21 protein-coding genes and 4 pseudogenes are annotated in these 23528 nt (G+C 68.2%); 13 read left to right on the forward strand and 12 right to left on the reverse strand.

Translation table 11 applies throughout. The features are described 5' to 3' along the window. Window positions 1-45: 45 nt before the first annotated feature. Window positions 46-639: a TetR family transcriptional regulator gene (locus tag AB0R04_RS05625; protein ID WP_363368445.1), complete on the forward strand. Its 594-nt coding sequence runs from the start codon at window positions 46-48 to the stop codon at window positions 637-639. Between the two features lie 109 nt (window positions 640-748). Here the strand turns inward: AB0R04_RS05625 and AB0R04_RS05630 are convergent, their stop codons facing one another. Then, window positions 749-2758, reverse strand: coding sequence for a ricin-type beta-trefoil lectin domain protein (locus AB0R04_RS05630; RefSeq protein ID WP_363368447.1), 2010 nt, complete (start codon window positions 2756-2758; stop codon window positions 749-751). Window positions 2759-3100: 342 nt separating this feature from the next. On the opposite strand from AB0R04_RS05630, the gene AB0R04_RS05635 reads away from it, so the two are divergent. Both AB0R04_RS05635 and AB0R04_RS05640 read left to right on the forward strand, forming a co-directional pair. Beyond that, on the forward strand, window positions 3101-4282 hold the full coding sequence (locus tag AB0R04_RS05635; RefSeq protein WP_363368449.1) for a histidine kinase: 1182 nt from the start codon (window positions 3101-3103) through the stop codon (window positions 4280-4282). Between the two features lie 141 nt (window positions 4283-4423). Next, entirely contained in the window at window positions 4424-4672 is a 249-nt protein-coding gene (locus AB0R04_RS05640; protein WP_363368451.1) for a hypothetical protein, read from the forward strand. 1 nt (window position 4673) lies between these two features. On the opposite strand, the gene AB0R04_RS05645 is transcribed toward AB0R04_RS05640, so the two are convergent. Beyond that, on the reverse strand, window positions 4674-5726 hold the full coding sequence (locus tag AB0R04_RS05645; RefSeq protein WP_363368453.1) for a HEAT repeat domain-containing protein: 1053 nt from the start codon (window positions 5724-5726) through the stop codon (window positions 4674-4676). 70 nt (window positions 5727-5796) lie between these two features. Beyond that, entirely contained in the window at window positions 5797-6549 is a 753-nt protein-coding gene (locus AB0R04_RS05650; protein WP_363368455.1) for a hypothetical protein, read from the reverse strand. 1122 nt (window positions 6550-7671) lie between these two features. On the opposite strand from AB0R04_RS05650, the gene AB0R04_RS05655 reads away from it, so the two are divergent. Beyond that, entirely contained in the window at window positions 7672-8403 is a 732-nt protein-coding gene (locus tag AB0R04_RS05655; RefSeq protein ID WP_363368457.1) for a hypothetical protein, read from the forward strand. Between the two features lie 65 nt (window positions 8404-8468). After that, on the forward strand, window positions 8469-9458 hold the full coding sequence (locus tag AB0R04_RS05660) for a sterol desaturase family protein (protein ID WP_363368459.1): 990 nt from the start codon (window positions 8469-8471) through the stop codon (window positions 9456-9458). 147 nt (window positions 9459-9605) lie between these two features. On the opposite strand, the gene AB0R04_RS05665 is transcribed toward AB0R04_RS05660, so the two are convergent. Beyond that, window positions 9606-10130, reverse strand: a complete 525-nt coding sequence (locus AB0R04_RS05665; RefSeq protein WP_363368461.1) for an ATP-binding protein — start codon at window positions 10128-10130, stop codon at window positions 9606-9608. A gap of 56 nt (window positions 10131-10186) precedes the next feature. Here AB0R04_RS05665 and AB0R04_RS05670 point away from each other — a divergent pair. The 3 genes and pseudogenes from AB0R04_RS05670 to AB0R04_RS05680 all read left to right on the forward strand — a co-directional run. Next, window positions 10187-10276, forward strand: a pseudogene (locus tag AB0R04_RS05670) (dienelactone hydrolase); the annotation flags it as partial. Between the two features lie 185 nt (window positions 10277-10461). Further along, entirely contained in the window at window positions 10462-11019 is a 558-nt protein-coding gene (locus tag AB0R04_RS05675; protein WP_363368462.1) for a DUF3291 domain-containing protein, read from the forward strand. Between the two features lie 216 nt (window positions 11020-11235). After that, window positions 11236-12384: a serine hydrolase domain-containing protein gene (locus AB0R04_RS05680; RefSeq protein WP_363368464.1), complete on the forward strand. Its 1149-nt coding sequence runs from the start codon at window positions 11236-11238 to the stop codon at window positions 12382-12384. A gap of 259 nt (window positions 12385-12643) precedes the next feature. On the opposite strand, the gene AB0R04_RS05685 is transcribed toward AB0R04_RS05680, so the two are convergent. After that, the gene (locus AB0R04_RS05685) at window positions 12644-13393 is read right to left on the reverse strand and encodes an SDR family oxidoreductase (RefSeq protein WP_363368466.1); all 750 of its coding nucleotides are present in this window, start codon (window positions 13391-13393) and stop codon (window positions 12644-12646) included. Window positions 13394-13485: 92 nt separating this feature from the next. Here AB0R04_RS05685 and AB0R04_RS05690 point away from each other — a divergent pair, with 92 nt between their 5' ends. Next, window positions 13486-13893: a helix-turn-helix domain-containing protein gene (locus tag AB0R04_RS05690; protein WP_363368468.1), complete on the forward strand. Its 408-nt coding sequence runs from the start codon at window positions 13486-13488 to the stop codon at window positions 13891-13893. Window positions 13894-14217: 324 nt separating this feature from the next. Here AB0R04_RS05690 and AB0R04_RS05695 read toward each other — a convergent pair whose 3' ends face one another. Continuing rightward, window positions 14218-15426, reverse strand: a complete 1209-nt coding sequence (locus AB0R04_RS05695) for an alpha/beta hydrolase (protein WP_363368470.1) — start codon at window positions 15424-15426, stop codon at window positions 14218-14220. A 268-nt stretch (window positions 15427-15694) separates the two neighbouring features. On the opposite strand from AB0R04_RS05695, the pseudogene AB0R04_RS05700 reads away from it, so the two are divergent. Beyond that, window positions 15695-16206: pseudogene (locus tag AB0R04_RS05700) on the forward strand (IS5 family transposase); the annotation flags it as partial. A 196-nt stretch (window positions 16207-16402) separates the two neighbouring features. On the opposite strand, the gene AB0R04_RS05705 reads toward AB0R04_RS05700, so the two are convergent. Continuing rightward, complete coding sequence (locus tag AB0R04_RS05705; protein WP_363368472.1) at window positions 16403-17632, reverse strand: RICIN domain-containing protein; 1230 nt, start codon at window positions 17630-17632, stop codon at window positions 16403-16405. Between the two features lie 675 nt (window positions 17633-18307). On the opposite strand from AB0R04_RS05705, the gene AB0R04_RS05710 reads away from it, so the two are divergent. Then, window positions 18308-18739, forward strand: coding sequence for a VOC family protein (locus AB0R04_RS05710; protein WP_363368474.1), 432 nt, complete (start codon window positions 18308-18310; stop codon window positions 18737-18739). A gap of 69 nt (window positions 18740-18808) precedes the next feature. Here AB0R04_RS05710 and AB0R04_RS05715 read toward each other — a convergent pair whose 3' ends face one another. From AB0R04_RS05715 to AB0R04_RS05730, 4 genes and pseudogenes are all read right to left on the reverse strand, one after another. Continuing rightward, the gene (locus tag AB0R04_RS05715; protein WP_363368476.1) at window positions 18809-19576 is read right to left on the reverse strand and encodes a transposase; all 768 of its coding nucleotides are present in this window, start codon (window positions 19574-19576) and stop codon (window positions 18809-18811) included. 42 nt (window positions 19577-19618) lie between these two features. Beyond that, window positions 19619-19810 carry a DUF397 domain-containing protein gene (locus AB0R04_RS05720; RefSeq protein ID WP_363368478.1) on the reverse strand — a complete coding sequence of 64 codons (192 nt, stop codon included), beginning with the start codon at window positions 19808-19810 and terminating at the stop codon, window positions 19619-19621. Window positions 19811-20032: 222 nt separating this feature from the next. Next, complete coding sequence (locus AB0R04_RS05725) at window positions 20033-20395, reverse strand: hypothetical protein (RefSeq protein ID WP_363368479.1); 363 nt, start codon at window positions 20393-20395, stop codon at window positions 20033-20035. Window positions 20396-20540: 145 nt separating this feature from the next. After that, a pseudogene (locus tag AB0R04_RS05730) lies at window positions 20541-20798 on the reverse strand (transposase); the annotation flags it as partial. Between the two features lie 348 nt (window positions 20799-21146). On the opposite strand from AB0R04_RS05730, the gene AB0R04_RS05735 reads away from it, so the two are divergent. Together AB0R04_RS05735 and AB0R04_RS05740 are read left to right on the forward strand one after the other, a co-directional pair. Continuing rightward, window positions 21147-21716: a hypothetical protein gene (locus AB0R04_RS05735; RefSeq protein ID WP_363368481.1), complete on the forward strand. Its 570-nt coding sequence runs from the start codon at window positions 21147-21149 to the stop codon at window positions 21714-21716. Window positions 21717-21855: 139 nt separating this feature from the next. Then, window positions 21856-22428 carry an Imm1 family immunity protein gene (locus AB0R04_RS05740; RefSeq protein WP_363368483.1) on the forward strand — a complete coding sequence of 191 codons (573 nt, stop codon included), beginning with the start codon at window positions 21856-21858 and terminating at the stop codon, window positions 22426-22428. Window positions 22429-22686: 258 nt separating this feature from the next. On the opposite strand, the pseudogene AB0R04_RS05745 reads toward AB0R04_RS05740, so the two are convergent. Then, window positions 22687-23496 (reverse strand): annotated as a pseudogene (locus AB0R04_RS05745) (IS5 family transposase). Window positions 23497-23528 lie beyond the last annotated feature (32 nt).

A 23528-nucleotide genomic window follows, 5' to 3' on the forward strand; every position in this document is an offset into this window, starting at 1 on the left:
GGTTAAGCGGAGGATCCTCCGCTTGCAACCCGAGGAGGACCAGCCGTGACCACCGCCGACCCCCGGCCGCTGCGCGCCGACGCGCGCCGCAACCGCGACCGACTGATCGAAGTGGCCGCACGGGCCTTCGCCCAGGACGGGCCGGAGGCGACGCTCGGGGCGATCGCCAAGGAGGCCGGCGTGGGCATCGGCACCCTCTACCGGCACTTCGCCACCCGTGAGGAACTCGTCGAGGCGGTCTACCGCAGCGAACTCGCCAAGCTGTGCGACTCCGCCGCGGAACTCCTGGACGACAGGGGGCCCGACGCCGCGCTGCGCGCCTGGATGGACGGCTTCGTCCGCTACATGACCACCAAGCGCGGGATGTCCGACGCGCTGCGCGCGCTCATAGCCTCCGGCGGCGACCCCTTCTCGCACAGCCGCGCGATGCTGACCGGCGCGATCACCCGACTCCTGCGGGCCGGGGCCGAGTCGGGCGTGCTGCGCGCCGACGTCGAGCCGGAGGACGTGCTGTTCAGCCTCAGCGGCCTGTCCATGGCCGCGACCACCCCCGAGCACCACGTCCGGATGGAACGCCTCCTCGACCTCCTGATGGACGGCCTGCGCTACCACGCCGCCTCCGGGCGGGACGTCGGCTGAGAAGAACGACCGAAGGGCGCCAACCGTACGGCTGGCGCCCTTCGTTGTGACTGCGGCCTGGCAGGGCCTGGCGCGGCCTTGTGCGGCCTTGTGCGGCCGGCCCGGCCGGTCAGAGGAGCTGGAAGGTCCACTCCTGCTTCCAGCCGCCCTCGCAGCTCCACACCCCGAGCTGCTTGAAGTCGGAGTCGTGGGTGAGGCAGTTGTCGTCGTCGATCTGGACCCGGTACTTGCCGTTGCCGAGGCCGACGAACTGCCACTTCTGGTTGGAGGTGCCGCCCCACGCCTGCTGCTCGGCGACGTAGGTGTCAGGGTTCTCGGTGAGGTTGTACCCGAGGTCGTTGACGATCCGGTAGCGGTCCCCGCCCAGCGGCTTGATCGTCCAGGTGGACCCCTTGTACCCCAGGATCCCGCCCACGATCGGCGCACCCCAGGTCGAGGTCTCGGTGGGGGCCGACGCGCCCAGGCCGTTGGAGAGCTTCAGGAACAGCGGCCGCTCGGTCGGGACGGTCGGCTTGGTGTCCGGCTTCGGGTCCGGCTTCGGCTTGGGGTCCGGCTTGGGCTTCGGGTCCGGCTTCGTCGGGGTGGTCGGGTCGGTCGGGGTGATCACGCCGCCGGAGGTGGACTCCAGCACCCACGCCTGCTGCCAGCCCGACTTGCACGTCCACACGCCGAGCTGCTTGAAGTCGGCGTCGTGGGCGAGGCAGTCGTCGTCGGAGATCCGGATCTGGTACTTGCCGTTGCCGACTCCGACGAGCTCCCACTTCTGCTGGGAGGAGTTGCTCCACGGCTGGAGTTCGGCCATGTAGTTGCTGTTCTCGGTGAGTTCCAGCCCGTACGAGCTGGTGATCCGGTAGCGACCGCCGCCGACCGAGGTGAGCTTCCACTTGGACTCGTTGCCACCCCGGAGGCCGGGGACGACCGACGCGCCGGCGGAGCCGCTGACCGGGACGGCGCCCAGGCCGTTGTCGAGCTTCAGGTACACGTCGGCGCCGTTGTTGCCGCCGCCTCCGCCGGGCGTGGGCGGGTTGGTGGTCGGCGGGGTGCCGCCCCAGGCCCAGTTCTGGTTGGGCGCGTCACGCCGGTCCTCGGAGCCGCAGGCCCAGGCCGCCACGGTGCTGCCGTTGGCGGTCTGGCCGTTGAAGTCGTCGATGCAGACGTCCTTGGACCGGTCTTCCATGTCCGTCATGTGCCGGAAGCCGCCGCTGGCCGACATGTTCCAGCGCTGGCCGGGGATCTCCAGGCAGTCCCAGACCTGGAGCTTGGTCCCGTTCGCGGTCTTGTTGGCCTCCAGGTCGAGGCACTTGCCGTTGGCCGCCTGGAGCTTGTACCCGTTGTAGGTCCACTTCTGGGCGTCGCTGCCGTTGCACTCCCACATCTGCACGGGGGTGCCGTTCGCGTTGCCGTTGCCGTTGACGTCCAGGCAGGCGTGGTAGCCGGGGCTGGAGTCGGGGGTCAGGCTGCCGGTCCTGGTGCCGTAGCCGGACCGCGCGGGGAAGTGGATGCTGCGCACGTCGCCGTCGCACTTGTAGGGCCGCGCGGTGCCCGCCCGGCAGGTCCACGGCTCCTTCTTGACGGTGTCGCCGTCATTGCCGATGAACGCCCAGTTCATGTACCCGCCGTCGCCGCGGTTGCGGAGGGTCGAGTCCCCCTGGAAAACCCAGATCCGGAATATGTCGTAGCCGGAGGGCTCCTTCTTCTCCTTGTCCATGAAATGGTTGAGCTTGTAGGTGGTGTCGATCAACACCCCCTTCATGTCGGACTTGTACTCGTTCTTGAACCACTCGGTGTCGTACAGGTCGGTGCCCACGGTCTTGAACACCATGACGTTGAACCCGGGAAACTTCGCGCTCAACTTCGACGCGGTGCTCTGGGTGAACTCCGCGTTGTCCAGCTTGTTGAGGTTGGCGGCGTTGCGCATGAGCCTGATCGTGTCGAAGGCGGAGCTGATCAGCGCGGTCATGCAGTTGCCGCCGCCCGGCGAGGCCGGGGTTCCACAGGTCTTGTCCGCGTGGAGGGGCGGCTCCGGCGCGGCCTGGGCCTGTGCGGTCAGGCCGGAGACCATGGCGACTGCGGCGATCCCGCAGGCCAGGGCGCGTTTGAGGCGGGAGAGGGGTTTCATATCGGATTCATCTTTCTAGTCGGCAAAGCTGGATCGTAGGTTCTGGAATCCTCCGTCTCGCGACTCCATACGGAATCCATATGACGATCCGGGAGGTCTTGACGCCTTTTTACGCGCCGCCCCGGAACGGTGGACCCTGCGGGCCGAACAATGTCGGTGGCTGACCGTGGAAAGGTCAAGGACCCGCCCTGGGCCGGTCAAGTCGGTGCCCCGTGCGGCTCTTCGGGGAGTCGATCGACCAGTGCTGCTCTGCCGAACGGCAGATGCTTGACGATCTGTCATGTGCTGGGGGGCGCACCGTTCCTCCGTCGTGCGTAGGCTCGGCCCGTGCAGACCGAACTGATGCCTGACACGCGTCGCCGCCGCGCGGTGTGCGCGGCGGCGACGGCAGTGGTCGCGGCCCCGGCGGCGATCGCCCCGCCGAGTGCGTGGATCGGGGCCGTCGTCGCCGTCGCGGCGATGGCGACCGCGATCCTGCGCCGGCCGCTGGGCCCGGTCACCCCCGTCCTGGCGGCCGGCCTGGTCGCGGGGCTCTCGCTCGTCGCGGACGCCGTCCATCCCGGACCGCAGGGGTTGGTGCTGTCGTGGCTCCCGGTCGAGTTCGCGGCCATGCTGGTGCTGGCCGGGAGGGTGATCCGGCGGGCGCCGGTCCGCCAAGCCACCCTGGTCGGTTCGGCGTTGGCGCTCGCGCTGATGGCGCTCCCGCTGCGTTTCACGCTCCGGCGGCCGCAGGCGGTCCTCGAACCGTCGGTGGTCGCCGTCGCCATGGCGATGTTCCCGGTGGCCTGCGCCGTCGGCGTCGGGCTCTACCTGCGGGGCCAGGACAACCAACGGGCCCGCGCCGTCCAGCGGGCCCGCCGGGAGCAGCGGCTCGACGTGGGCAGGGACCTCCACGACTTCGTCGCCCACGAGTTGACGGGGATCCTGCTGGAGGTCCAGGCCGCCCAGGTCAGCGCCTACGACGAAGAGGAGAACAGGGAGCTCCTGTCCCGCCTGGAGGCGGCCGGCCTGCGGGCGCTGGACTCGATGGACCACACCCTGCAGACGCTGCGCGACCCGGAGGCGCCCGCGCTCGCCGAACCGCCGCCGACCAAGGTCCACGGCCTCGCCGACCTCCCGGAGATGGTCGACCGCTTCCTGGCGTCCGGCACGGCCAGCGGCTCCCTCGAGCTGGAGCCGGGCCTGACGGGGACCGCCCCGCACGCGATCCAGGACGCGGCCTACCGCGTCGTCCTGGAGGCGCTGACCAACGTCCGTCGGCACGCCCCGAGTGCGGGCCGGCTGGAGGTGGAGGTGGTTCGCGTCCCGGGCCCCGCCCTGCGGGTCACCGTCACCGACAGCGGGCGGCAGGGCGGCCCCGGCGGTCTGCCGGCCCGCCGCCCCGGCGGTGGGGGCACCGGCCTGGCCGGCTTGTCCGAGCGGATCGGCGCCCTCGGCGGGGACCTGTCCGCCGGCCCGCACGCCCACGGCTGGCGCGTCCGCGGGGTGCTGCCGCTGCGACCCGACCGGAGGGGGCGGGGCTGACGGGGCGGGGCTGACGGGTTCCGGCGGTCCGGAGACTGCCCGCCGCCTGTCGGTGGGTGGGGTCTAGGGTGTGAGCTGCGGCCACGCCGGTGGGCACCGGTGGGCACCGGTGGCCGCACCGGCGTTTCCCTCGCCAGTGCCATGGCGATGGACGTGGACACAGAAGGTGGGAGGGCCTGCGAAGTGTCAACAACGTCAGAGTTCCGTGGCTTCGACCTGGTGCGGCGTGGCTACGAGCGTCAGCAAGTCGATCGCTACCTCAGCGCCCTGTCCGAAGCCGGTTCACCGCCGCCCCCGCCGGCGTTCGAGATCGTGCGGCGGGGCTACGACCGCGAGCAGGTCGACGCGCGCATCGCGGACCTCCTGCGCGGCAGGGGCACCAAGGGCTAGATCAGGCGGGCTGGATTCTCGGCAGGTCGGTCGAGACCAGTTCGGCAGCGCGTATGGGGTCGCCGTCCGCGCGGGTGAGCAGCGCCTCGATGTCGTAGCCCGTTGACTCCGAGGTGGCGTGGATGTCGAGGAAACGGCCCCAGCCGCAGCGTTCCATCGAGACGGCGGCGTCCAGGTCGGGGCGGAGCCGGTGGAGCGTGCAGACCAGTTCCCAGGCGAAGGCGTCCAGGCGGGCCCGCCGCACCGGGTTGCAGGCGTTCACGGCGTCGGTGGTCCAGTCGTCGCCGGGCTCGTACTCCGGGAGGGGCGGCAGGAGTTCGGGGTCGCCCGTGATCGGCTCCGCGCTGAAGGTGAGGGCGTGTGCGCCCTCGGGGTTGCCGATCAGTTCGGCGAGGAGTGGTACGACACGGGGGTCGTGCCGACTGGCCAGCCCGTGGATCGCTTCCATGCGGGTCTCGTCGTGCTCGTCGGCCGTCCGCTCCCAGAGCGCGGCCCGGATCGCGGGGCTGTCCGCCCCGGACTGGACGCCGAGGGTGAACGTCGCCCAGTCGCGGACGTGCGGGTTCTGATCCTGGGTCAGCCCGATGAGGGTGTGGATGTCCGGCCCGTCCGGCAGGCCGGTGAGGACCTCCGCGAACGAGCGGGCCACCCCCTCTCGGACCTCGGCGTCAGGGTGCCCGGCGAGGGTGACGAGGACGGGGACGGCGCGCGGGTCGTGCGTCTTCTCGATCGCGCGTGCCAGGGCGCGCAGCACGTGCTCGTCGGTCTCCCGCTGGGCGAGGGCGACGAGCGCGGTGGCCGTTTCGGTGCGGACTGCCTCGTGGTGGTAGTTGGTGTCACGCAGCAGGTCGCAGCCGGTCGCGCGCTCGATCGGATCGGCGGAGCCGATGAGCTCCAGACCGAGCGGCAGCGCCGCCTCGTCGGCGGACGCCCGCCACAGCAGCGGTGCGTACTCGTCCCAGCCGTCGTGGTCGTCCGGGTCGTCCGAAGCGGTGATGGCGCGCATTGCCGACAGTGCCCGCGTGACCAGCTCCGCCACGGTGTCCGTTTCCATGCGGGCATTGTGGTGCACGAAGCCGCGAGTGCGCGCGGGAATTGTCGGCCCGACCGCGCTTCCGGGCCACTCACCACTGGATGAGCACGGCCCCGGCTTTGCCGGCGGCTCCGCCGAGACCGTTGTCGCCGTTCATGCCGGGGCTGCCGCTCTGCGGCTTGCCGCCGTTGACACTGAACGTGCCGCCCGTGCCGCCGGTACCGCCCCTGTTGCCGTACCCGCCCGCGCCTCCCGCGCCGCCGGCGCCGAACGCGTAGCCGCCGAAAGCGGTGGCCACGCCGCCCGCCCCGCCCGGTCCGGAGGCGCCGCCGCTTCCCCCTCTGCCACCAGGGCGGCCGAATTGGTTGTTGGTGAGGGCGCCATCGCCGTTGGCGCCGGTGTCGCCGGACGCCGGTGTGCCGCCGTTGGTGCCCGCCGCCCCGAAGACCTCCTGTGCCCCTTCATTGTCGCAATAGGGCACGTTGTCGATGCCGGGAGCAGCCGGTGTCCCGGAGCCCGCGCGGCCGGCGCTGCCGCCGGGGCCACCGTCACCGATGGATTCGAGGAAGCCGCCCGCGCCGTCGCCGCCGGTGCCCCCGCCACCGCGTCCGCCTACGTGCCCGTCGCCGCCCTGGGGCGCGTTCGCGAGTTCTTCAATCGGGTCGAGCGCTTGCCTCACCAGGATCTTGGTGCTGTACCCGTGCTCGAACTGCGAGACTTCCTGGCCGTTCGCGCCGTTGCTGCCGTTCGTGCCGTCGTCGTTGTTTCCGGCACCGCCCGTGCCGCCCGTGCCGCCCGACCCGCCGGCGGCCTGCCCACCCGGCTCGCCGACGATGATCTCCAAGGAGGTGATGGGTCTTTGATGAGGCCTTTCAACGGCCACCGTGCAGGTGACGAACATGCCGGCCTGGCCGCCCTGGCCCCCGCCGCCACCCCCGCCGCCGCCGCCTCCACCGCCGCCGGCACCTCCTGTGCTGCTACTGCCGGTTGCCCCACCGCCGCCGCCGCCAGCGCCGCCCCCACCACCGCCCCCACCGCCGGAGCCGCCCGGCCCCCAGGCCGAGATCGTCAAAGTCGTCACTCCTGCCGGGACCTCGAAGTAGTCGCCCTCGGGGTCGGTGAAGAGCTGGGAGCCGCCCGCCGCCTTCACCACGGGCCCGGCCACGGGCTTGGGCGCGGCGGGAACCGCCGGCGAGGCCGATGCCGGCAGCGGGCCGCAGAGCGCGCTCCAGCTCAGGGCCAGCACGCTCGCGGTACCGATCAGATGCCTCCCGGACCGCCGGGGTGATCCGGCACCGGCGGTCGGCACAAGCCCATGTTCTTTCCCACGCACGGTGAACGCCTTCCCTCAGGGTTGTTCGGAGCGGTCGGCCGCAGGTGACGATCCGACCTCGCGCTCAGTCTCGCCGCGGCCCGTGGCCCCCGCCCCGGCGACTACTCCAACTGGCCAGTCACCGGCTCCCCGACCACGCCACCGTGGTTGACCGGGTCAAGGCTTGGTCGAATGGGGAGCTGTCGTTCGGCGCAGGAAGTCAGGCCGGCCGACTTCCCGCGCAGCGGGGCGTTGGGTGCTCCAGCGCGACTTCGTCATCTTGAGCTGAGGCTCGGGGTCGGAACCCGGCATTCTCCGCGCTGTTCGCGAGCAGGAGTGGCCCTGGAAAGGATCTTGACGTGGTCATGAACAGGAGTGATCATAGCGGAGCGCCGCGCAACACTGATGTACGCAAAGGTCGTTGAAGGCGTTCGGCCTTGCCGCCACAGGCTCCGCACGGTCGGCAGGTAGCGCTCTTCGAGCGGGTGCATCCCCTTCAAAGGGTGGCCGGAATTGCGGAAGCCGGCCGGGTGCGGAGTCGGCCTTGACGAAGGGGAGTTGGTGGACGTTACGAGTCTGTGGGTCCGTTGGTGCCGATCCGTTTACTCGGTGAGGTGGTTCGGTAATGGCCGGGCTGCGGACGCTGACTCCTCGGTGGCGCCGATGCTGCTCGCCGCGGCCCGGAACAACTCGTCCTGGTGCGAGGCGATGTGTCGGGCGCACGGGTTCTCCGGAGAACTCTCCGACGTCGCGTGGGTGAATCTGAAGAAGAGTCTCACGTACTACCCGAATCTGGTGATCCTGAGCCCGTCGATGTCCGGCTCGGAGGTTCTCGACGTACTGCGGGAGGCGTCGCTGGAACCGCTTTTCGTCAAGGACAGTTTCGCCAACGCCGACCTCCTCCCGGGGAACTATCGAATTCTCATCGAGGCGCAGTGGATCCACCGGCCGGCCGCAGTCGCGGCCTCGGCGCCGGTGGCGTCACGGGACGGTGCAGACCAGCGGTGGCGGCGTGTCACCGGTGCCGATGAGTTGCGTGCGTGGGAGCGGGCATGGGCGGGCGGCGACACATCGGTGAACACGTTCCCCGAAACCCTTCTGCTCGATGACGACGTGATCTTCCTCGGGGGATTCTCGGACGACAGCCTGGTGGCGGGAGCCGTGCTTCACCTGAGCCATGGTGTGGCGGGGGTGACGAACGTCTTCGGCCCCCCGGGGGAGTCCGTCCGGACATGGGCCGGTCTCATCTCCTGTGCTCACGAAGAGGCGCCGGGAGTCGACCTGGTCGGATATGAGCGAGACGTGGAGCTGGCGGCTGCCGAGGCAAACGGATTCTCGCCGCTGGGGCCGGTTCGGATATGGCAGCAGATGGCCGGAAGCCAATAAATACCTGCCCGTCCCGCGCGGAGGGGTGCAGAAGAAGTCCGAAGAAGTCCACGGGGAGATCAGGAATGAAATTAGCAACCGCAACAGAACTCGGCGCCGCGCGCAGAACCCTGCGTTTCACCATCCGCTATCTCAGCTATCCGATCCTCATGGTGCTGACACTCGGGGCGTCCATCACCCTGGTCGACACGTCGTTCCCGCAGTGGGCCATCGTGCCGATGGTCACCCTCTTCGCCTCGGTGTACGTGGCCGTCCTGGAGCGGGTCCAGCCGTTCTACGAGGGCTGGAACCGCCCGCGCAAGGACGTCGTGTCGGACGCCACCTCCAGTCTGGTGGCCCTGCTGGTGGTCGCCCGGCTGATCGAGCCGCTGTTCCTCTCGGTCCTGTTCGCCGGATCCGTCCTGCTTTCCGACGAGCTGGACAGCACGTTGTGGCCGACGAGTTGGCCTCCCGTCGCCCAGGCCGCACTGGCGCTCCTGGTGGGAGAGTTCTTCTACTACTGGATGCATCGCTGGATTCACGGTTCGCGGGTCTTCTGGCGCTTCCACGCGGTGCACCACAGCTCGGAGCGGCTCTACTGGCTCAACTCCGCCCGGTTCCACCCCATTGACTTCTTCCTCGACGACGTGGCGATCGTCTTCCCGCTGGCCCTGACCGGGTGGACGCTGCACAGCATCTCCGGCCTGATCATCCTTCTCACCTTCTACAACTGCCACGGCGTCACCATGCACTCCAACATGGACGTCCGGCTGGGCCCGCTGAACTACCTGGTGCCCGGACCGGAAGGGCACCGCTGGCACCACTCCAGGGACCTGCGCGAAGCCAACAAGAACTTCGGTGGCAAGGTCGTCCTGTGGGATCTGCTGTTCGGGACCTTCTACCTGCCCGGTGACCGGATGCCGCCCGAGGACATCGGCCTGGCCGACCAGGTCCGCCTGCCGGACTCTTACCTCGGCCTGCTGCTGGCTCCGTTCCGCTGGTCCAAGCTCCCGCTGCGCAAGCCCGAACCGGCATCCGGCGCCGTCCTGGTCGAGCAAAAGGCGGGCAGCGCCTGATCCTGCGCCGGGGCTGCGCAGGAAGTCGGGCCGGCCGACTTCCTGCGCGGTCGGGCGTTGGGCGGGCTGAGCCGGTCCCTGGTGGAGGCTGTTCGCGCTACTCGATCGACAACGGAGCTCGTTTTTGTCGCGTGTGGCGGGCGGACCTCAACTCCTGAGGGCCTCTGCGATTTGCAGGGCGGCCTGGGCGGGCGTGAGGTGCGTGGTGTCGACGACCTCGGCCTCGGAGTGCAACCAGGTACGGGCCGCTTCGGCGTAGGGCTCAAGGTGGTTGAGGCGGAAACGGGAGTTGGGACCGACCACAGTGTCCCCCGCGATGCGGCCACGGAGGGTCTCCTGGTCGGCGTGGAGGACGAAGTGCCGCACCGGAATGGCGTGTTGGGCGAGGCCCGTGCTGATCTCGCGCCAGTACTGCTCGACCAGGACGGTCATCGGCATCACCAGAGCCCCGCCGGTGTAGTCGAGCACGTGGCGGGCGGTCTCGACTACGAGTGGCCGCCACGGCGGCCAGTGCTGGAAGTTGTCCGTCCCGGGCAGGCCCGGCGTGATGTCCATGAGTGTCTCGCCGACCTTCTCGGCGTCGAACACCCGGGAGTCGGGGATCAGTTGCTGCACGAGTGCGCTGGTCGTCGTCTTGCCCGCGCCGTGGGTGCCGTTGAGCCATACGATCACGGGCTCGACGCTAGCGGTGCGCGGGCCGTAGGAACGGGCACAGCGGAAACCCGGGCGAGTTCGGCACGGACTGGCCCGGCGGCGCGCCCGTACAGGTGCACGCGAAGGAGGCCGGCCCGTTCTTCGCCGAGGACCTCGACGCCGCCCGCGCCCGCAACGGCCGGCGCAAGAGGCCATTTGGGCGGGGAAAACGCAACTTCGACAGGGGCCGCGGAGGCGGCTACCTTCACCCCTGGTCCTCGGCGATCGCCCACGGTCGCACAGGAGTTCCTTCAGGCTGAGCCGCCCGCGGCCGGGCCCACGCCAGGCACCTCCAACCAGGGAGAGACGCATGCCTCATCTTGCGCTGTACACGTTCGGCGTCCTGAAGTCACCTCTTGCCGATCCCGCGCCTCTCACGCGCGAACTCCACGACACCGGCGAGGCCGTCTACCGGAAGATCAGCGAGCACCCCGGGTACCTCGCCCATGCCGAAGCGGCAGACGGCGGCCGGGGCACGCACTTCGACTTGGACTGGGGCGCATGGGGGGAGTTCGCCGTACCGGCCTGGTACGGCAAGGGCCGTACGGCGGAAACGACCGCCCTGGCCGCGACTCTCTCCCTCTGGACCGGCCTGCACTCCGCCTTCGACGCCATCTACACCGGCCTGCACCGTGAGGCGCTGAACAGGCGTTACGACTGGTTCGAGAGGACGGGACGCCCGGCTTACGTGTTCTGGTGGGTCTCCGACGGCGTGATACCCGTCTGGCAGGACGGGGTTTCGAGGCTGGAACACCTGCATGACCACGGCTCCGCGCCGCACGCCTTCACCTTCCACCACGCGTTCGCCCCGGACGGAACTCCGGCCAGGGTCGAAGGCATCGGGCCGAAGAGCGACCAGGTCCGCTGACAGGGAAGCCTCAACGACCAGTTGGTGGAAGTGGAAGTGGAGGCGAGGCGGAGGCGGTGGCCGTGCTGCCGTGAACCCGCACTCCTGCGGACATAGGGGGATAACCCCACCCAAGACCGGGTGGGTAGCAGCATCGTCGCAGGTGGTTTGCTCCGGAGAGGGTGGGGGTAACGGTGCGATCCGCCGTTTCCCTCGACAAATAACCGGAGTTGAAACATGCGCAAGCAGGTGCGGCAGACCGTCCGTCCGTCCCGGCACAGGAAGGTCCTGGTGGCCGCCATGGCCGTCGGTGCTCTGGCGACGGGGGTACTGGCCCCGACCGCGGCGTTCGCGGCGCCGAAGCCGGACATCGTCCAGCAGGGCCTCGACGCGCTGGTGCGGGACGACGGCATTCCCGGCGCGCTGGCGACCGTCGAGAAGGGGCACAGCCGCGCCCGCAACTACACCGCCGGGGTGGGTGACCTGGCCACCAAGGCGAAGGTCCCGGTCGACGGTCAGGTGCGGATGGGCAGCAACACCAAGACGTTCACGGCGACGGTCGTGCTGCAACTGGTCGGAGAGGGGAAGATCGACCTCGACGGGCCCGTCGAGACCTACCTGCCGGGCCTCCTCCGCGGGGACGGCATCGACGGGCGAAAGATCACCGTCCGTCAGCTCCTCCAGCACACCAGCGGGCTCCCGGACTACCTCAAGGGCGATGTCCCGCCCCGCTACTACGAGCCGCGCGACCTCCTCGACACCGCACTGAAGTTCAAGGCCGACTTCGCCCCGGGCGACCGGTCCAAGTACAGCAACACGAACTACATCGTGGCCGGCCTGATCGTCCAACGGGTCACCGGCCGCCCGCTCTCGGCGGAGATCGACCGCCGCATCGTCAAGCGCATCGGCCTGCGCCACACCTACTTCCCCGCCCCCGGCGACCTGACCATCCGCGAGCCGCACCCCAAGGGCTACTACCGGGACACCCCGGACGCGCCGCTGGGCGACGTCACGGAGACGGACCCGTCCTTCGGCTGGGCAGCCGGTCAGATGATCTCCACCAACTCCGACCTCAACCGGTTCTTCTCCGAACTGCTCCACGGCGACCTGCTCCGGCCGGCCCAGCTCGCCGAGATGAAGAAGACCGTCCCCGTCGACTACCTCGGCCCCGGCGCCGCTTACGGGCTCGGCCTCGTGAGCAAGCCCCTGCCCTGCGGCGGCGGGCTCTACTGGGGGCACGGTGGCAGTTTCCCGGGCTACGAGACCCGGGGCGGCGTCACGGAGGACGGCAGCGCTGCGGCGAACATCGCGGTGACGAACCGGCCGGCCGACCCGGCGGCCATGAAGCACGTCGAGGGCCTGGTGGAAGCCGCCCTCTGCCGCTGAGGCCGCGGACGCCCCGGCGCCGAGGCCGCCCGGCGCACTTCGGTGCCGGGCGGCCTCGGTTTGTTGGCTGTCTTCCGGCCTCGAATGGGCCAGGGGCGCTGTAGCTGGACTTCTTCCAGTTGGTGTCGGCCGGCTGGGGTCCCGTTGGTTTGGCGCAGGAAGTCGGGCTGGCCGACTTCCTGCGCTGTGGTGTGTCCAGGGCGTGTTTCGTAGCCGACGGAGCCCGGAGCCCGGAGCCCGTAGCCGAACGGACGGGACGTCAGCGCATGCCGCCGGAAGCGAGGATGACATCCCCGGTGATCCAGCGCGCGCCGTCGGAAGCCAGGAAAGCCACCAGTGGGCCGTAGTCGTCCGGGGTACCCGTTCGGCCCAGCGGGGTGCCGGCGATCGCCTGTGCTTCCTGGGCCGAGCCGGGGAATCCCATGGCCCTGGTGCCCTCGGTGTCCGACGGTCCGGGCATGATCGCGTTGACCCGGATGCCGCGCGGTCCCAGCTCCTTGGCCGCAACGATGGTGAACGCGTTGACAGCGCTCTTGGACGCGACATAGAGCGAGGCGTACGGCGGGTGGGTAAGTGTGCCGGCCGTCGAGACGTTGATGATCGAAGCGGCGCCGATGTCGTCCTGCGCGGCCAGGGCCTGCGTAGTGAGGATCGTGCCCAGGACGTTCGTGGTCATCTCGCGCTGGAACTCCTCTTCGGTGATGCCCGACAGCGGCGCGAAGGCGGCGACGGCCGCGTTGTTCACGAGCACGTCGACCGGTCCGTACTCCTCGCGCGCCCGATCGAACAGATGGCGCACTTCGTCGCTGCGGGCCACGTCGGCCCGGACCGCGATCGCCCGGCCGCCCTCGGCGGTGATGCCCGCGACGACCCGCTCGGCGCCCTTCGCATCCTCCCGGTAGTTCACCACGACGGCTGCGCCGGTCCCGGCCAGCGCCTTGGCGATCCCCGCGCCCAGGCCCTTCGATGCGCCCGTGACGATCGCCGTACGCGCGTTGCTGCTGCTCACAGTGGCTCCTCGAACGTTGGTGCTTACGAGGTCACCGTAGGAAAGCCCCTTACTGCTGGGAAGTACCTACTTTTTTGTAAGCTCCTGCTGTGATGGAAACTCAGCAGGTCGCGACAGCCGCCCGGCTCCTGGCCCACGACACCTTCGACAACAAGTGCGTGCTCAGGCCGATCATGGACCAGACGACAAGTCGCTGGGCCACACTGATCATCTCGGCCCTCATCGCCGGCCCGCACCGCTTCGCGCAGCTGCACCAACGAGTCGGTGGCATCAGCCAGAAGATGCTGTCGCAGAACCTCAAGGCACTGGCCCGGGCCGGGCTCGTCGGCCGCCATGTCGCGCCCACCAACCCGCCCCAGGTCACCTACAGCCTGACGGAACTCGGTGTCAGCCTGGCCGGGCCGCTGACCGAACTGATCCAGTGGTTCGGCCGGCACGGAGACGAGCTGCTCGCCGCCCAGGAGTACTACGACAGCCAGCAGGCGTCACCGCGCGAGTAACGGGCCAGTCCCATGGGTCGGTTCGGCGGAGTCTCGCGGCAGCACCAGCCGCCCCAGCCGGAGAGCACAGGTCCCGTCCCCGCTTCAACATCCACCACACGCCCGAACACGCCGGCCGGCTCGACCAAGTCGACCTGTTCTTCTCCACCCTGACCCGACGTCTACGACGCCGCGGCCAGCTCGCCTCCCGCGATGAACTGGCCGCGGCCATCGACACCTTCGTCCTGGCCTGCGACGAACACGATGCCAAGCCCTACCGCTGGACCTACGACGGCAGCCCACTCAAAGCCGCATGAACCCCCGAAAGATCAACGCGGCGCTGCACTAGCCCTGGAAGACTACTTCCGGATTGTTCGGCGAGGGGCCGTCCAGCAGCGGACTGTCGATCCCCTTCAGCGTCTGGTCGAAGAACGCTGTCACGTACTCGCGGGTGATCACCACCCCGCGTTCCGGGGAGAGGGGCGGCGTCGGGAACCCGGCCTGCTCCAGAAGCAGGTCCAGGTCGGCGAAGCTGAAGTGGTCGGCGCCGGCGACCGTCAGCCACTTCTTGTAGCCGCCGAGGGCGGCCCAGGTCTGCCCCCACGAGGTGTCGTGGCCGCCGACCGAGTGGTAGTCGGCCGTACCCAGCATGAGGAGCGGCCGGTTGATCTGGCCGGGCATCGGGGCCGGGTGGAAGCTGCCGTCCATGTTCACTCCGGCCCGTACTCGCGGGTCGGCGATCATCGTGGCGGCGGCCGCCGCTCCGCCGAGGGAGTGTCCGGCCATGCCGATCTCGTGCTTGTCGATGAGGTGTGCCAGGGGCCACGCGGTATTGCCGTGCGTCAACTGGTCGATCACGAAAGACACGTCCAGCGCGCGGCTGGCGGCGACGGAGTCGAAGTCGAGCGTCTTCGGGTCATCGCAGATCGCGCACGGCGGCGTCTGGCCGTTCGCCAGCGTCTCGCCGCTGTCCTCGTAGGTGTGGCCGACGAGCGCGACGACGTAGCCGTGACTGGCCAGGTCGGTCGCGAGCGAGGTGAGCGTCATGCGCGGGTCCTCGTACGCGGGTGAGAGGACCACCAGCGGATGCTTGCCGCGCTGCGGCCGCGCGCCGTCGAAGGCGTGAGTGGTGACGCTGGAAAGGTTCTGTGGGGTGACGCCGTAGCTCGCCGGCAACTTCCGCTGCTGGATGACTCCGGCTGCCTCGGCGAGGCTCATGTAAGGGGCCGGAGTCCCGGTCCCGGGGACGGCCGGGTAGACCATCGTGACGGTCAGTTGGCGGGGGCCGGATGACGGCACCCACGGGTCGGGACGGCTCTCGTCGGTGAGGTGGATGACGTCCTCGCCGGCGGCGTAGGGGCCGGTCGGCGCGGGGAGCGTGCCTTGGAAGGACCGCGTGGACGCGGTGGCCGTGGCCGGTGCGGTGTCTAACGCGTGCGTGGCCACCGGTGTGGCCGACGGTGTGGTCGTGGCGGCGAACCCGGCGCCGGTTCCGGTGACGAGGGCGGCGAGCGCCAACACCGCGACAGCGCTTATACGGCGATTGCGTTTCATGTGATCGACGCTAGGTTCCGCAGCTCCGTATCGAATCAGCCCATGGATGTAGACATTCTGGTGTCGTTCGTAGCCCCCGTGAGGTACCGGAGTCATCCGCCGGGATTATGTCGTGCGGCGCGGGGTTCCCTTCGCCGGCATCGTCGAGCGCCACCTTCGTCTTGGCCTACGACGAACACGACGCCAAGCCCTACCGCTGGACCTACGACGGCAGCCCACTCAAAGCCGCATGAACCCCCGAAGGATCAACGCGGCGCTGCACTAGGGCGTCCGCCTGAAGGCCGCCCTCCTCGGACGCTCCAGAGGAGGGCAGACCAGCAAGATCCACATCGCCGCCGACCGCAGGTGCCGCCCACTGGCGCTCATCCTGACCGCGGGTCAGGCCGCGGACAGCCAGCAGTTCATCCCCGTCCTGAAGAAGGTGCGCGTGCGCGGGCCCGTCGGCCGCCCCGCACCCAGCCGGATGCGGTCGCCGAAGACAAGGCCTACTTCTCCCGCGGTAGTTGCGCCCACCTGCGAAAACGCCGCATCAAAGCAGTCATCCCGGAGAAGAAGGACCAGAGCGCGAACCGATAGAAGAAGGGCTCCCAAGGCGGCCGGCCCGTCAGTCACGACGCCGACCTCTGCAAGGAACGCAATACTTTCGAGCGCCTGATCAACAAACTCAAGGCATGGCGTGGCATCGCCGCCCGATACGACAAAACCCCGGACAGCTATCTCGCCGGACTCCACCTGCGCGCGTCGATGATCTGGATCAAAGACCTCACCCGGCCCACCCAGCGATCACGACCCGATACATGCCCTGGCCGCAGTATCGGGTTCATAGAACCGTCACCACCTGCCCTCTGACAGCGCCATGGCGCGACTCCCGCGACGAAGCTTCAGCATGGAGAGCTGGAAGCTCGACAGGAGCCGCGCCTGCTTGGCAGGTCACATCAGCCGTGCCAGGAGTCCTGACTTGCAGCAGCAGAACGGACTACACCGACGGGCGCGTCGCCGGGTACGGATAGCCGTTGGGAACCGTCTTGTAGCAGGCTTCGGCCCACGTGGCCGCAGACGGGTTGGTCGTGCACTGGTAGAGCACGCTGGCGTTGCTCGGAGAGTCGGTGCCGTCAACCGCCGGAATGGTAGCCGTTCCCGTCCCCTGCCAGCTGTCCCCCTTGTCGTTGGTGATGCTCCAGGTACCGGTCATCGCCTTCAGCAGCTGAGCTCGGGCCACCCAGCCCACCTGACCGGGCGGGATGTCGAATTGAACTTGACCAGACTGCGTCGAAGTGGTGTTCCACTGGCTTCCCCAGTACCCCTGAATGGCCACAGAGATCGATGCCGCCACGGGCGACGCACTCATGGGCCCGGTTCCGACCGTTCCGGTGACCGTGACCGATCCGCCGTTGCTGAAGGTGTACCCCGTGCTCTGCGACCAGCCGTACTGGTATACCGAGCCACTGGCGCCCGCGAAGGCCGGGGGGCCCACCACCTGGGCCGGGCCGGCCTTCGCCGGTGCCGGAGTCCCCACCTGGAATGTAGCCGTCGGGATGACCGAGGACTTGTTGTTGAACTGGGTCAACGCATACATCGTGGCCCACGATTTCAGCTGCTGGACGAGTTCCGGCGCATGCTCCTGGCCGAGACCGTATTTGCCGATCGCGAAGCGGTCGTTCCAGGCACTCGAACCCTGGCAGTTCCAGAGACCCACGGTGGTGCCCGCCGACGTGCTGGCGCCCCAAGCATTCAGGCACTTGTTGTCACTGGCATGCCGAAAGCGGAATTGTTCGTATCCGGCATTCGTTGTCTGCAGTGGCTGGGCGTACCAATCCTGGGAACTCTGACCACTACAGGTCTGCACAGAAGTGGCGCTATCGGAATTATTGGTGGCGTCGAGGCACAGCCCACTCGATGCGACCCGAATCGTGAAGACTCCGTTCCCACTGGGACTGGGAACGAACATCCAGTGGTTCTGGCGACCATAATCAGTGCTCAGGCGCACGGCACTGCCGGCTCCGCCGGTCGCAGCGACATCGGGCATACCGCCGTCGGTATAGCCGGCGATGATGTTTCCGCAGAGGACACCATCAACGCCGCAGGACGGCGCCGCATACGCCGAACCGGTGGCCAGGGGCGAGACAGCCACACCAAGGGCCATGACGCCGATTCCCATGGCGGCCGACCCCAGGCGTCGGGCCTTCGAGGAGGTTTCCTTGAACATTGCGACTCACGACCTTCTTCGTCGGTTGGCTAGCTTCATGTGGAATGCGCAGGATGCGCGGCAACAGCGAGAGATCTTGCTTCGATCGGTGATATTCGACCAGAAGGATCCAATGGTGCGGGTATGTCAAATGTGGCGTGGCAATCGCGCCCTTCCCCTCCTCGGCCTCTCACGCGCCCCGCGTCGCCACACGGGCGCCGTCAAGGCGTTGCCCCACCCCCCTCTCGCACCCTGATCCTCTAGGGGGCCGCCAGGCAGCGAGAGCACTAGGGCGATTTGAGAGTAAGTTCGAGATAAGGCCGTGTATAGGCGTAGAACCAGCCGTCCGAGTAGCCGCATTCAAGCCGAACAGGCGCCAGCCCCGGCTCTCCCTACCGCTCTTGACGCCCACTCGGAACTCGCCACCACTACCGACCTGCCGTTTCCCCCATCTCGGCGATGGCGACCGCGATCCGCAGCGGCCAAGATCGCAACCACATGCGGGCCCTAAGGGTTGTCCCGTAACTGATCTTTGGCAGCATGAGAGTGGCTGGCCAGGATCGCATCCCAGGTTCCCTTTGGGAGGCGCTGACCTCGGTTCACCCCTGCGACCGCACGACATGGCAGCGGGTAGCAGGCGCCTCCACGGACCTCCCGACCTGGGGAGATGAGCAGGGCCCCTGTTATTGTGCGCCGATGTCAACGATCAAACAGTTCCAAGTGACCTTCGACTGCGCGGAGCCTGTCCGCCTCGCCGCCTTCTGGTGCGAGGTGCTGGGGTACGTCGTACCGACGGTCCCGGAGGGCTTTGCCACCTGGGAGGAGTACCAGCGATCGCTGCCGCCCGAGGATGAGGTCTACTTCGCGTGCACTGATCCCTCGGGTGTGGCCCCGCGTTTGCTCTTCCAGCGAGTTCCAGAGGGCAAGGTCGTCAAGAACCGGGTGCATCTCGATGTTCGGGCCGGCGCCGGGCTCGTGGGTGAGGAGCGTCTGGCCACACTTGAGGCCGAATGCGCACGGCTGATGGCGCTCGGCGCGAAACACGTGCTGACGCAGCGCGCCGATGGCGTCAACGAGTCGTGCATCACGATGCAGGACATCGAGGGCAACGAGTTCTGCCTCGCCTGATTCTCCTCCGAGACTGCGAGGTGGGGAGCCGTCTCCCGGGGACCTCTCAGGTCCCGCATGCGGCGGGAGTCATCCCGCGAGAGCGAGGTTGTGTAGGCGGGCAACGCCGTGCATCGCGTGGCGCACACCGTCGCCTCTCAGACGGCAGTCACGCAGGATCTTCCAGGTCTTCATCCGGGCGAAGGCGTGCTCGACGCGGGCGCGAACCCGTTTGTGGTCGTGGTTGTGTTCGGCCTGCCAGTCGGTCAGTTCGCCGCCTCGGGGCCGGCGGTGCGGGATGACGAGGCCGGTTCCGGGGTAGCCGCCGTCGGCGATCGTGGTTGTCCGGCCGAGGGCGGCCTTGGCCCCGGATTCCTCCCATGCCCTGCAGTCGTTGCGGTTGCCGGGCAGGGGCCGGCCGACCACCACAACCAGGCGGGTGTCGGCGTCGATGACCACCTGGTGGTTCGTCGAGTAGCGATAGTTCTTCGACTGCTCGGCGACCTGGTGGTCGCGGGTGGGTACCAGCGTCCCGTCCACGATCAGCACCGCGTCCTTGGCGAATCGCCTACGCGGGGCAAGTGTGAGCCGGGGGCCGAGATGGTCGATCACGCGATCGGCGGTGGACTTCGACACTCCGAAGAGCGGCGCGAGTTGGCGCAGAGTCAAGTTGGTGTGCCAGTACGCGGCCACCAGTAGCACCCGGTCCTCCAGGGACAGCTTCCACGGCCGACCACGGCCCGGCGCGTCGCCGCCCTCGCGGCGCAGCTGCCTCATCAACTTGCCGAAGGCACGCGGGCTCAGTCCGGCGAACGGGGCTATCCAGGACGGCTCAGACGCCGTGATCACACCAGCCACGGCCAAGATCATCCCACGGCAAGATCACTTGCGGGACAACCCTTAGGCGTGGTGGTCGAACTCGCCGGCTTTGGCGGCTTGGAGGAAGGCGGCGAAGTTGGTGGGGGTGGTGGGGAGGGTGAGGTGGCCCTGGTCGGACTCGCGGAGTTCGACCGGGCCGTCGGCGGTGCGGATCTCCACGCACTCGTTGTTCGCGGTGCTGTAGCTGGACTTCTGCCAGTTGGTGTTGGCCATCTGGCCCCGTTGGTTGTTTGGCGCAGGAAGTCGGGCTGGCCGACTTCCTGCGCTGTGGGGTGTCTGGTACTCCAGCCGTAGATCGCGATGTGGGGGCAGTTCCTCATGGGGTGAGGAACTGCCTTGGCCAAGGGACTTCGGCGGTGTCTTGTCTCGTGATGCGCGGTCTGGCGTCGCCGACGGATCCTTTACGGCCGGCCGTCCAGATGCGCGCTGCCGTATTCACCGACGCGCCTCCGCAACAAGGGCGAACGCCGTCCTGTCGCCGACCAAGGCGAAATGCGCAGGCTCCCCCGTCGCCTCCGGCTGCCACCCACCTGCGATGCCGGCGCGAACGAGGGCGGCTGTCAGGCCGGGCGTGACAGGTTCAAGGTTGAACAGCTCATCTGCCCCCTCACCCGCGGCCGCGATCTCTCGGAAGTGCAGCCAGAAATCGTCGAACTCCACGGAAACGACGAGTTGGCGCCGCCGGCCCGGCCCATCGTGCCAGACGCGTACAGCGACGTGGCCGGGATCGAGGGCCTGGATTACCCAGCGGTACTCAAGCCCGTCGACGCGGATCTTGCGCGGTGGTCTCGGTGTCACATGGCGACGATAAGGCCAGTGCCGGCAACGGCGGGCGCGGGCTTGCGGCTCCGGGTGCCCGGACGCGATCTTGCTGGTGGGGGCGCGGCTGCGGCCATCGCATGATCGTTTGTCTTCACACACCGATGATCAACGGCGTCCGCACCCGGTGGAGCTTGGCCCACACCCTGGCCCTGCTCCACTCGCTGAAACGCCGGTGGGCGGTCGGCCCGTACGGGCCGAAACAGGGCGGCAGCTGGGCCCACGTGCACCCGGACGTCGCGACGAACACGATCGCCGCCAGTACCTCCCGGTCCCCGTAGCGCCGCCGGCCACCGCCCTGCGGCCGAGTCGGCGCCTCCGGCACCACCAGCTGGAACAGCTCCCACAACTCGTCCGGGACGAGGCGCTCCACGGTCGTCACGCCTGCAGCCTACTCAGCCATCCAAAGGAGATGTCTTCTAAACGCCCTCGACCGCCAGCGCCGAGAACCCTGAAAACACCACCGCCACAAGAACGTTCACATTTCGCGCGCCACGCCAACGGCACCAGTCATCACCGGTTACCGCCGATTACGAGACAGAGCCCTTGATCGGACAGGCCCAGCGGCGCTGTTCAACGCGTTCACGTTTCGATCACCAGCAGGTCCTTGCCGCTTCCAGTGCTTCGCGTGCCTGATGGAAGCAAGCCCCTCGGCTCTGGTCCGGATCGGACCTTCGATAACTATTGGGCTTGCCGAGCCGGTACGGGGAGAAACGAAAGGGGAACTGTCGTGACGGACATCGAGCAGCCGCTACTGGGCATGTTTACCATGGACTCTTTCTTCCGTTACGTAAAACCTAAGTGCAGCCCTCACCTTCACTGGCTCGAGGGGCGAACCAGTCAATTCTATGAAAAGATTCGGCACCTGTTCCCGACCGAATCCAGTTTCCGCAATTTCACTCGGCAGGAGCACGGACTGTACCTTGCCTTCCATTATCCGGATGGAATTCCGGACAGGCTGGCGGACATCGGGGACTGGATCATTACCTGGTTCGCACTGGATGACCTGTGCACTAATGGATCCGCCATTGGCGATGAATCCATCTATCCCGCGATGCGTCAAGCCGCGGTGGGGCATGCTACGGGCACGTCGTTCGATATCGTCACACCCATAGCAAAGACCATCAAATCGAAGATGCCGCCCGCGCAGTGGGACCGCTTCGTCAACTTGATGAACTACATGATCAGCGGCTTTGCTGCCGAGGACGAAATCAGGACTGGGCGTGCGCGCCGGGACATACCGACCTACGTGAAGGCTCGGTCCGGGAGCAGTGGAATGCACTGGTCCTATTTGTTGTGATCAACAAGACGTACTCCTGCGCCTCCTCGGCGGCAGCGATCCTGCGCACGGACCAGACGATGGTGATCCGGTGGTGGGATGCCGAGAAGCACATACTGGACGCGACTCCTCCGATTCAAGGGAAGAGAACCACACAATAATGATTCTCACAATTTCGTATGGCTCTGATCTTCGATATCCGGTCAGCCGGCAGGAGAGCGATGACCTGATCACCGAGGCCATCCGTTTCATCAGCCCGCGCACGACAGCGGACGGACGGTCGGTCGCACGGCATGAGGCCTGGTTCTCGTTTACCGAACCGCAGGCCGAATATCCGAGTGCCAACCTGCGCGTTGCAGCCAACGAGACGACCGGCTTTGGCGCCGTCATCTGGTTCACCGATGGCCGCCCTCCTCGACGGGGTGGAATTTACGACGATGCCTGGATCTCCGACAACCCAACGCCGTCTCGCGTTGACTCCAGCCTGGTGTCCGACCCTGGATACCCACGCTTTCACGACCCGGCCAGCGCAATTCCACTCGGCCAGGTCAGAGCCGCTATCGAGGAATTCTGCCGTTCGGGCACGGGTGCGCGCCCCGAGTGCATCGCCTGGGTGACCGGCGACATCAACGGCCAGCGACACGACAGGCCACAGTTCGAAGAAATCGACGTAGAAGAGGATCGGGCACCTGTCCCGGTCAAGTACGACGACGGGTCCCCCTGGGCCGTCTAGCTGCAGCCTGCTTCTCGGCTTGGGAAATCCGGCAGGCCGTGAGATAGCAGTGCGGGTCAGGCCGGCGCCAACCACGGCTCCGGCCTGACCTGTGTCTGCGACGGAGTCCAGTGGCCCCACCGGAACGGTGAGGGTCGGCGCCACCAGACGTTCGAAGGCGGGCCGCTTGCCGGGCTGGCCTACGGACATGGCCAGCAGGAACGGGCCCGTAGCGGACGAGGCACCCGGCGCAGCGACCGGAGCGACTTACTGATCGTTTCAGAATGACTTTCGAAGGCGCCGGAGGCAGATGATGCTGCAGGCGAGGTCGAGTAGTCCCTGGTGGAGATCGGCGCGTCGCTCGTAGCGGGTGCGGAGGCGCTTGAACTGGTGGAGCCAGGCGAAGGTGCGCTCTACGACCCAGCGCACTTTGCCGAGTCCGGAACCGTGGGCGACGCCGCGTCGGGCGATCATCGGCTTGATGCCGCGCTTCCACAGCAGGCGGCGGTACTTGTCGAAGTCGTAGCCCCGGTCGGCGAACAGCCGCCGGGGCCTGCGCCGCGGGCGTCCTCGCAGTCCTCGAATCGGCGGTATCGCGTCCAGCAGGGGCAGCAGCTGGGTGACGTCGTGGCGATTGCCTCCGGTGAGCGTCACGGCGAGCGGGGTGCCACAACGGTCCACGATCACATGGTGCTTGGAGCCGGGGCGAGCGCGGTCGACGGGTGAGGGGCCGACATGATCCCCCCTTTGAGGGCCCGGACGTGCGAGCCGTCCACGGCGCAGTCGTCCAGGTCCAGCAGGTCCGCGCGGCGCAGTTCGGTCAGCAGCGCGGTGTGCAGGCGGGGCCAGACGCCAGCCTCGGTCCAGTCTCGCAGCCGGCGCCAGGCGGTGACTCCGGAGCAGCCCACGGCCTGCGCGGGGACGTCGCGCCATGCGACACCGGTCCGCAGCACGTAGATGATGCCGGCCAGGGCCGCCCGGTCCGGGACTCGTAGTCGCCCGGGGTGGCGGTGGCGTCGTTCGGGAGCGGGGCGGCAGCAGCGGAGCCACCCGCTCCCACAGGTCGTCCGGAACAAGATCAACATGCACCCGGATAGCCTGCCAACCAAGATCGTCGAGCA

The organism is Kitasatospora sp. NPDC056731, from assembly GCF_040687675.1.
Taxonomy (GTDB): domain Bacteria; phylum Actinomycetota; class Actinomycetes; order Streptomycetales; family Streptomycetaceae; genus Kitasatospora.

Excerpts from the sequence above, each read along its gene's own strand:
- AB0R04_RS05630 (WP_363368447.1), bottom strand. The coding sequence starts at position 2,758 with ATGAAACCCCTCTCCCGCCTCAAACGCGCCCTGGCCTGCGGGATCGCC.
- AB0R04_RS05635 (WP_363368449.1), top strand. The coding sequence starts at position 3,101 with ATGCCTGACACGCGTCGCCGCCGCGCGGTGTGCGCGGCGGCGACGGCA.
- AB0R04_RS05640 (WP_363368451.1), top strand. The coding sequence starts at position 4,424 with ATGGCGATGGACGTGGACACAGAAGGTGGGAGGGCCTGCGAAGTGTCA.
- AB0R04_RS05645 (WP_363368453.1), bottom strand. The coding sequence starts at position 5,726 with ATGGAAACGGACACCGTGGCGGAGCTGGTCACGCGGGCACTGTCGGCA.
- AB0R04_RS05660 (WP_363368459.1), top strand. The coding sequence starts at position 8,469 with ATGAAATTAGCAACCGCAACAGAACTCGGCGCCGCGCGCAGAACCCTG.
- AB0R04_RS05675 (WP_363368462.1), top strand. The coding sequence starts at position 10,462 with ATGCCTCATCTTGCGCTGTACACGTTCGGCGTCCTGAAGTCACCTCTT.
- AB0R04_RS05680 (WP_363368464.1), top strand. The coding sequence starts at position 11,236 with ATGCGCAAGCAGGTGCGGCAGACCGTCCGTCCGTCCCGGCACAGGAAG.
- AB0R04_RS05690 (WP_363368468.1), top strand. The coding sequence starts at position 13,486 with ATGGAAACTCAGCAGGTCGCGACAGCCGCCCGGCTCCTGGCCCACGAC.
- AB0R04_RS05695 (WP_363368470.1), bottom strand. The coding sequence starts at position 15,426 with ATGAAACGCAATCGCCGTATAAGCGCTGTCGCGGTGTTGGCGCTCGCC.
- AB0R04_RS05705 (WP_363368472.1), bottom strand. The coding sequence starts at position 17,632 with ATGTTCAAGGAAACCTCCTCGAAGGCCCGACGCCTGGGGTCGGCCGCC.
- AB0R04_RS05710 (WP_363368474.1), top strand. The coding sequence starts at position 18,308 with ATGTCAACGATCAAACAGTTCCAAGTGACCTTCGACTGCGCGGAGCCT.
- AB0R04_RS05720 (WP_363368478.1), bottom strand. The coding sequence starts at position 19,810 with ATGGCCAACACCAACTGGCAGAAGTCCAGCTACAGCACCGCGAACAAC.
- AB0R04_RS05740 (WP_363368483.1), top strand. The coding sequence starts at position 21,856 with ATGATTCTCACAATTTCGTATGGCTCTGATCTTCGATATCCGGTCAGC.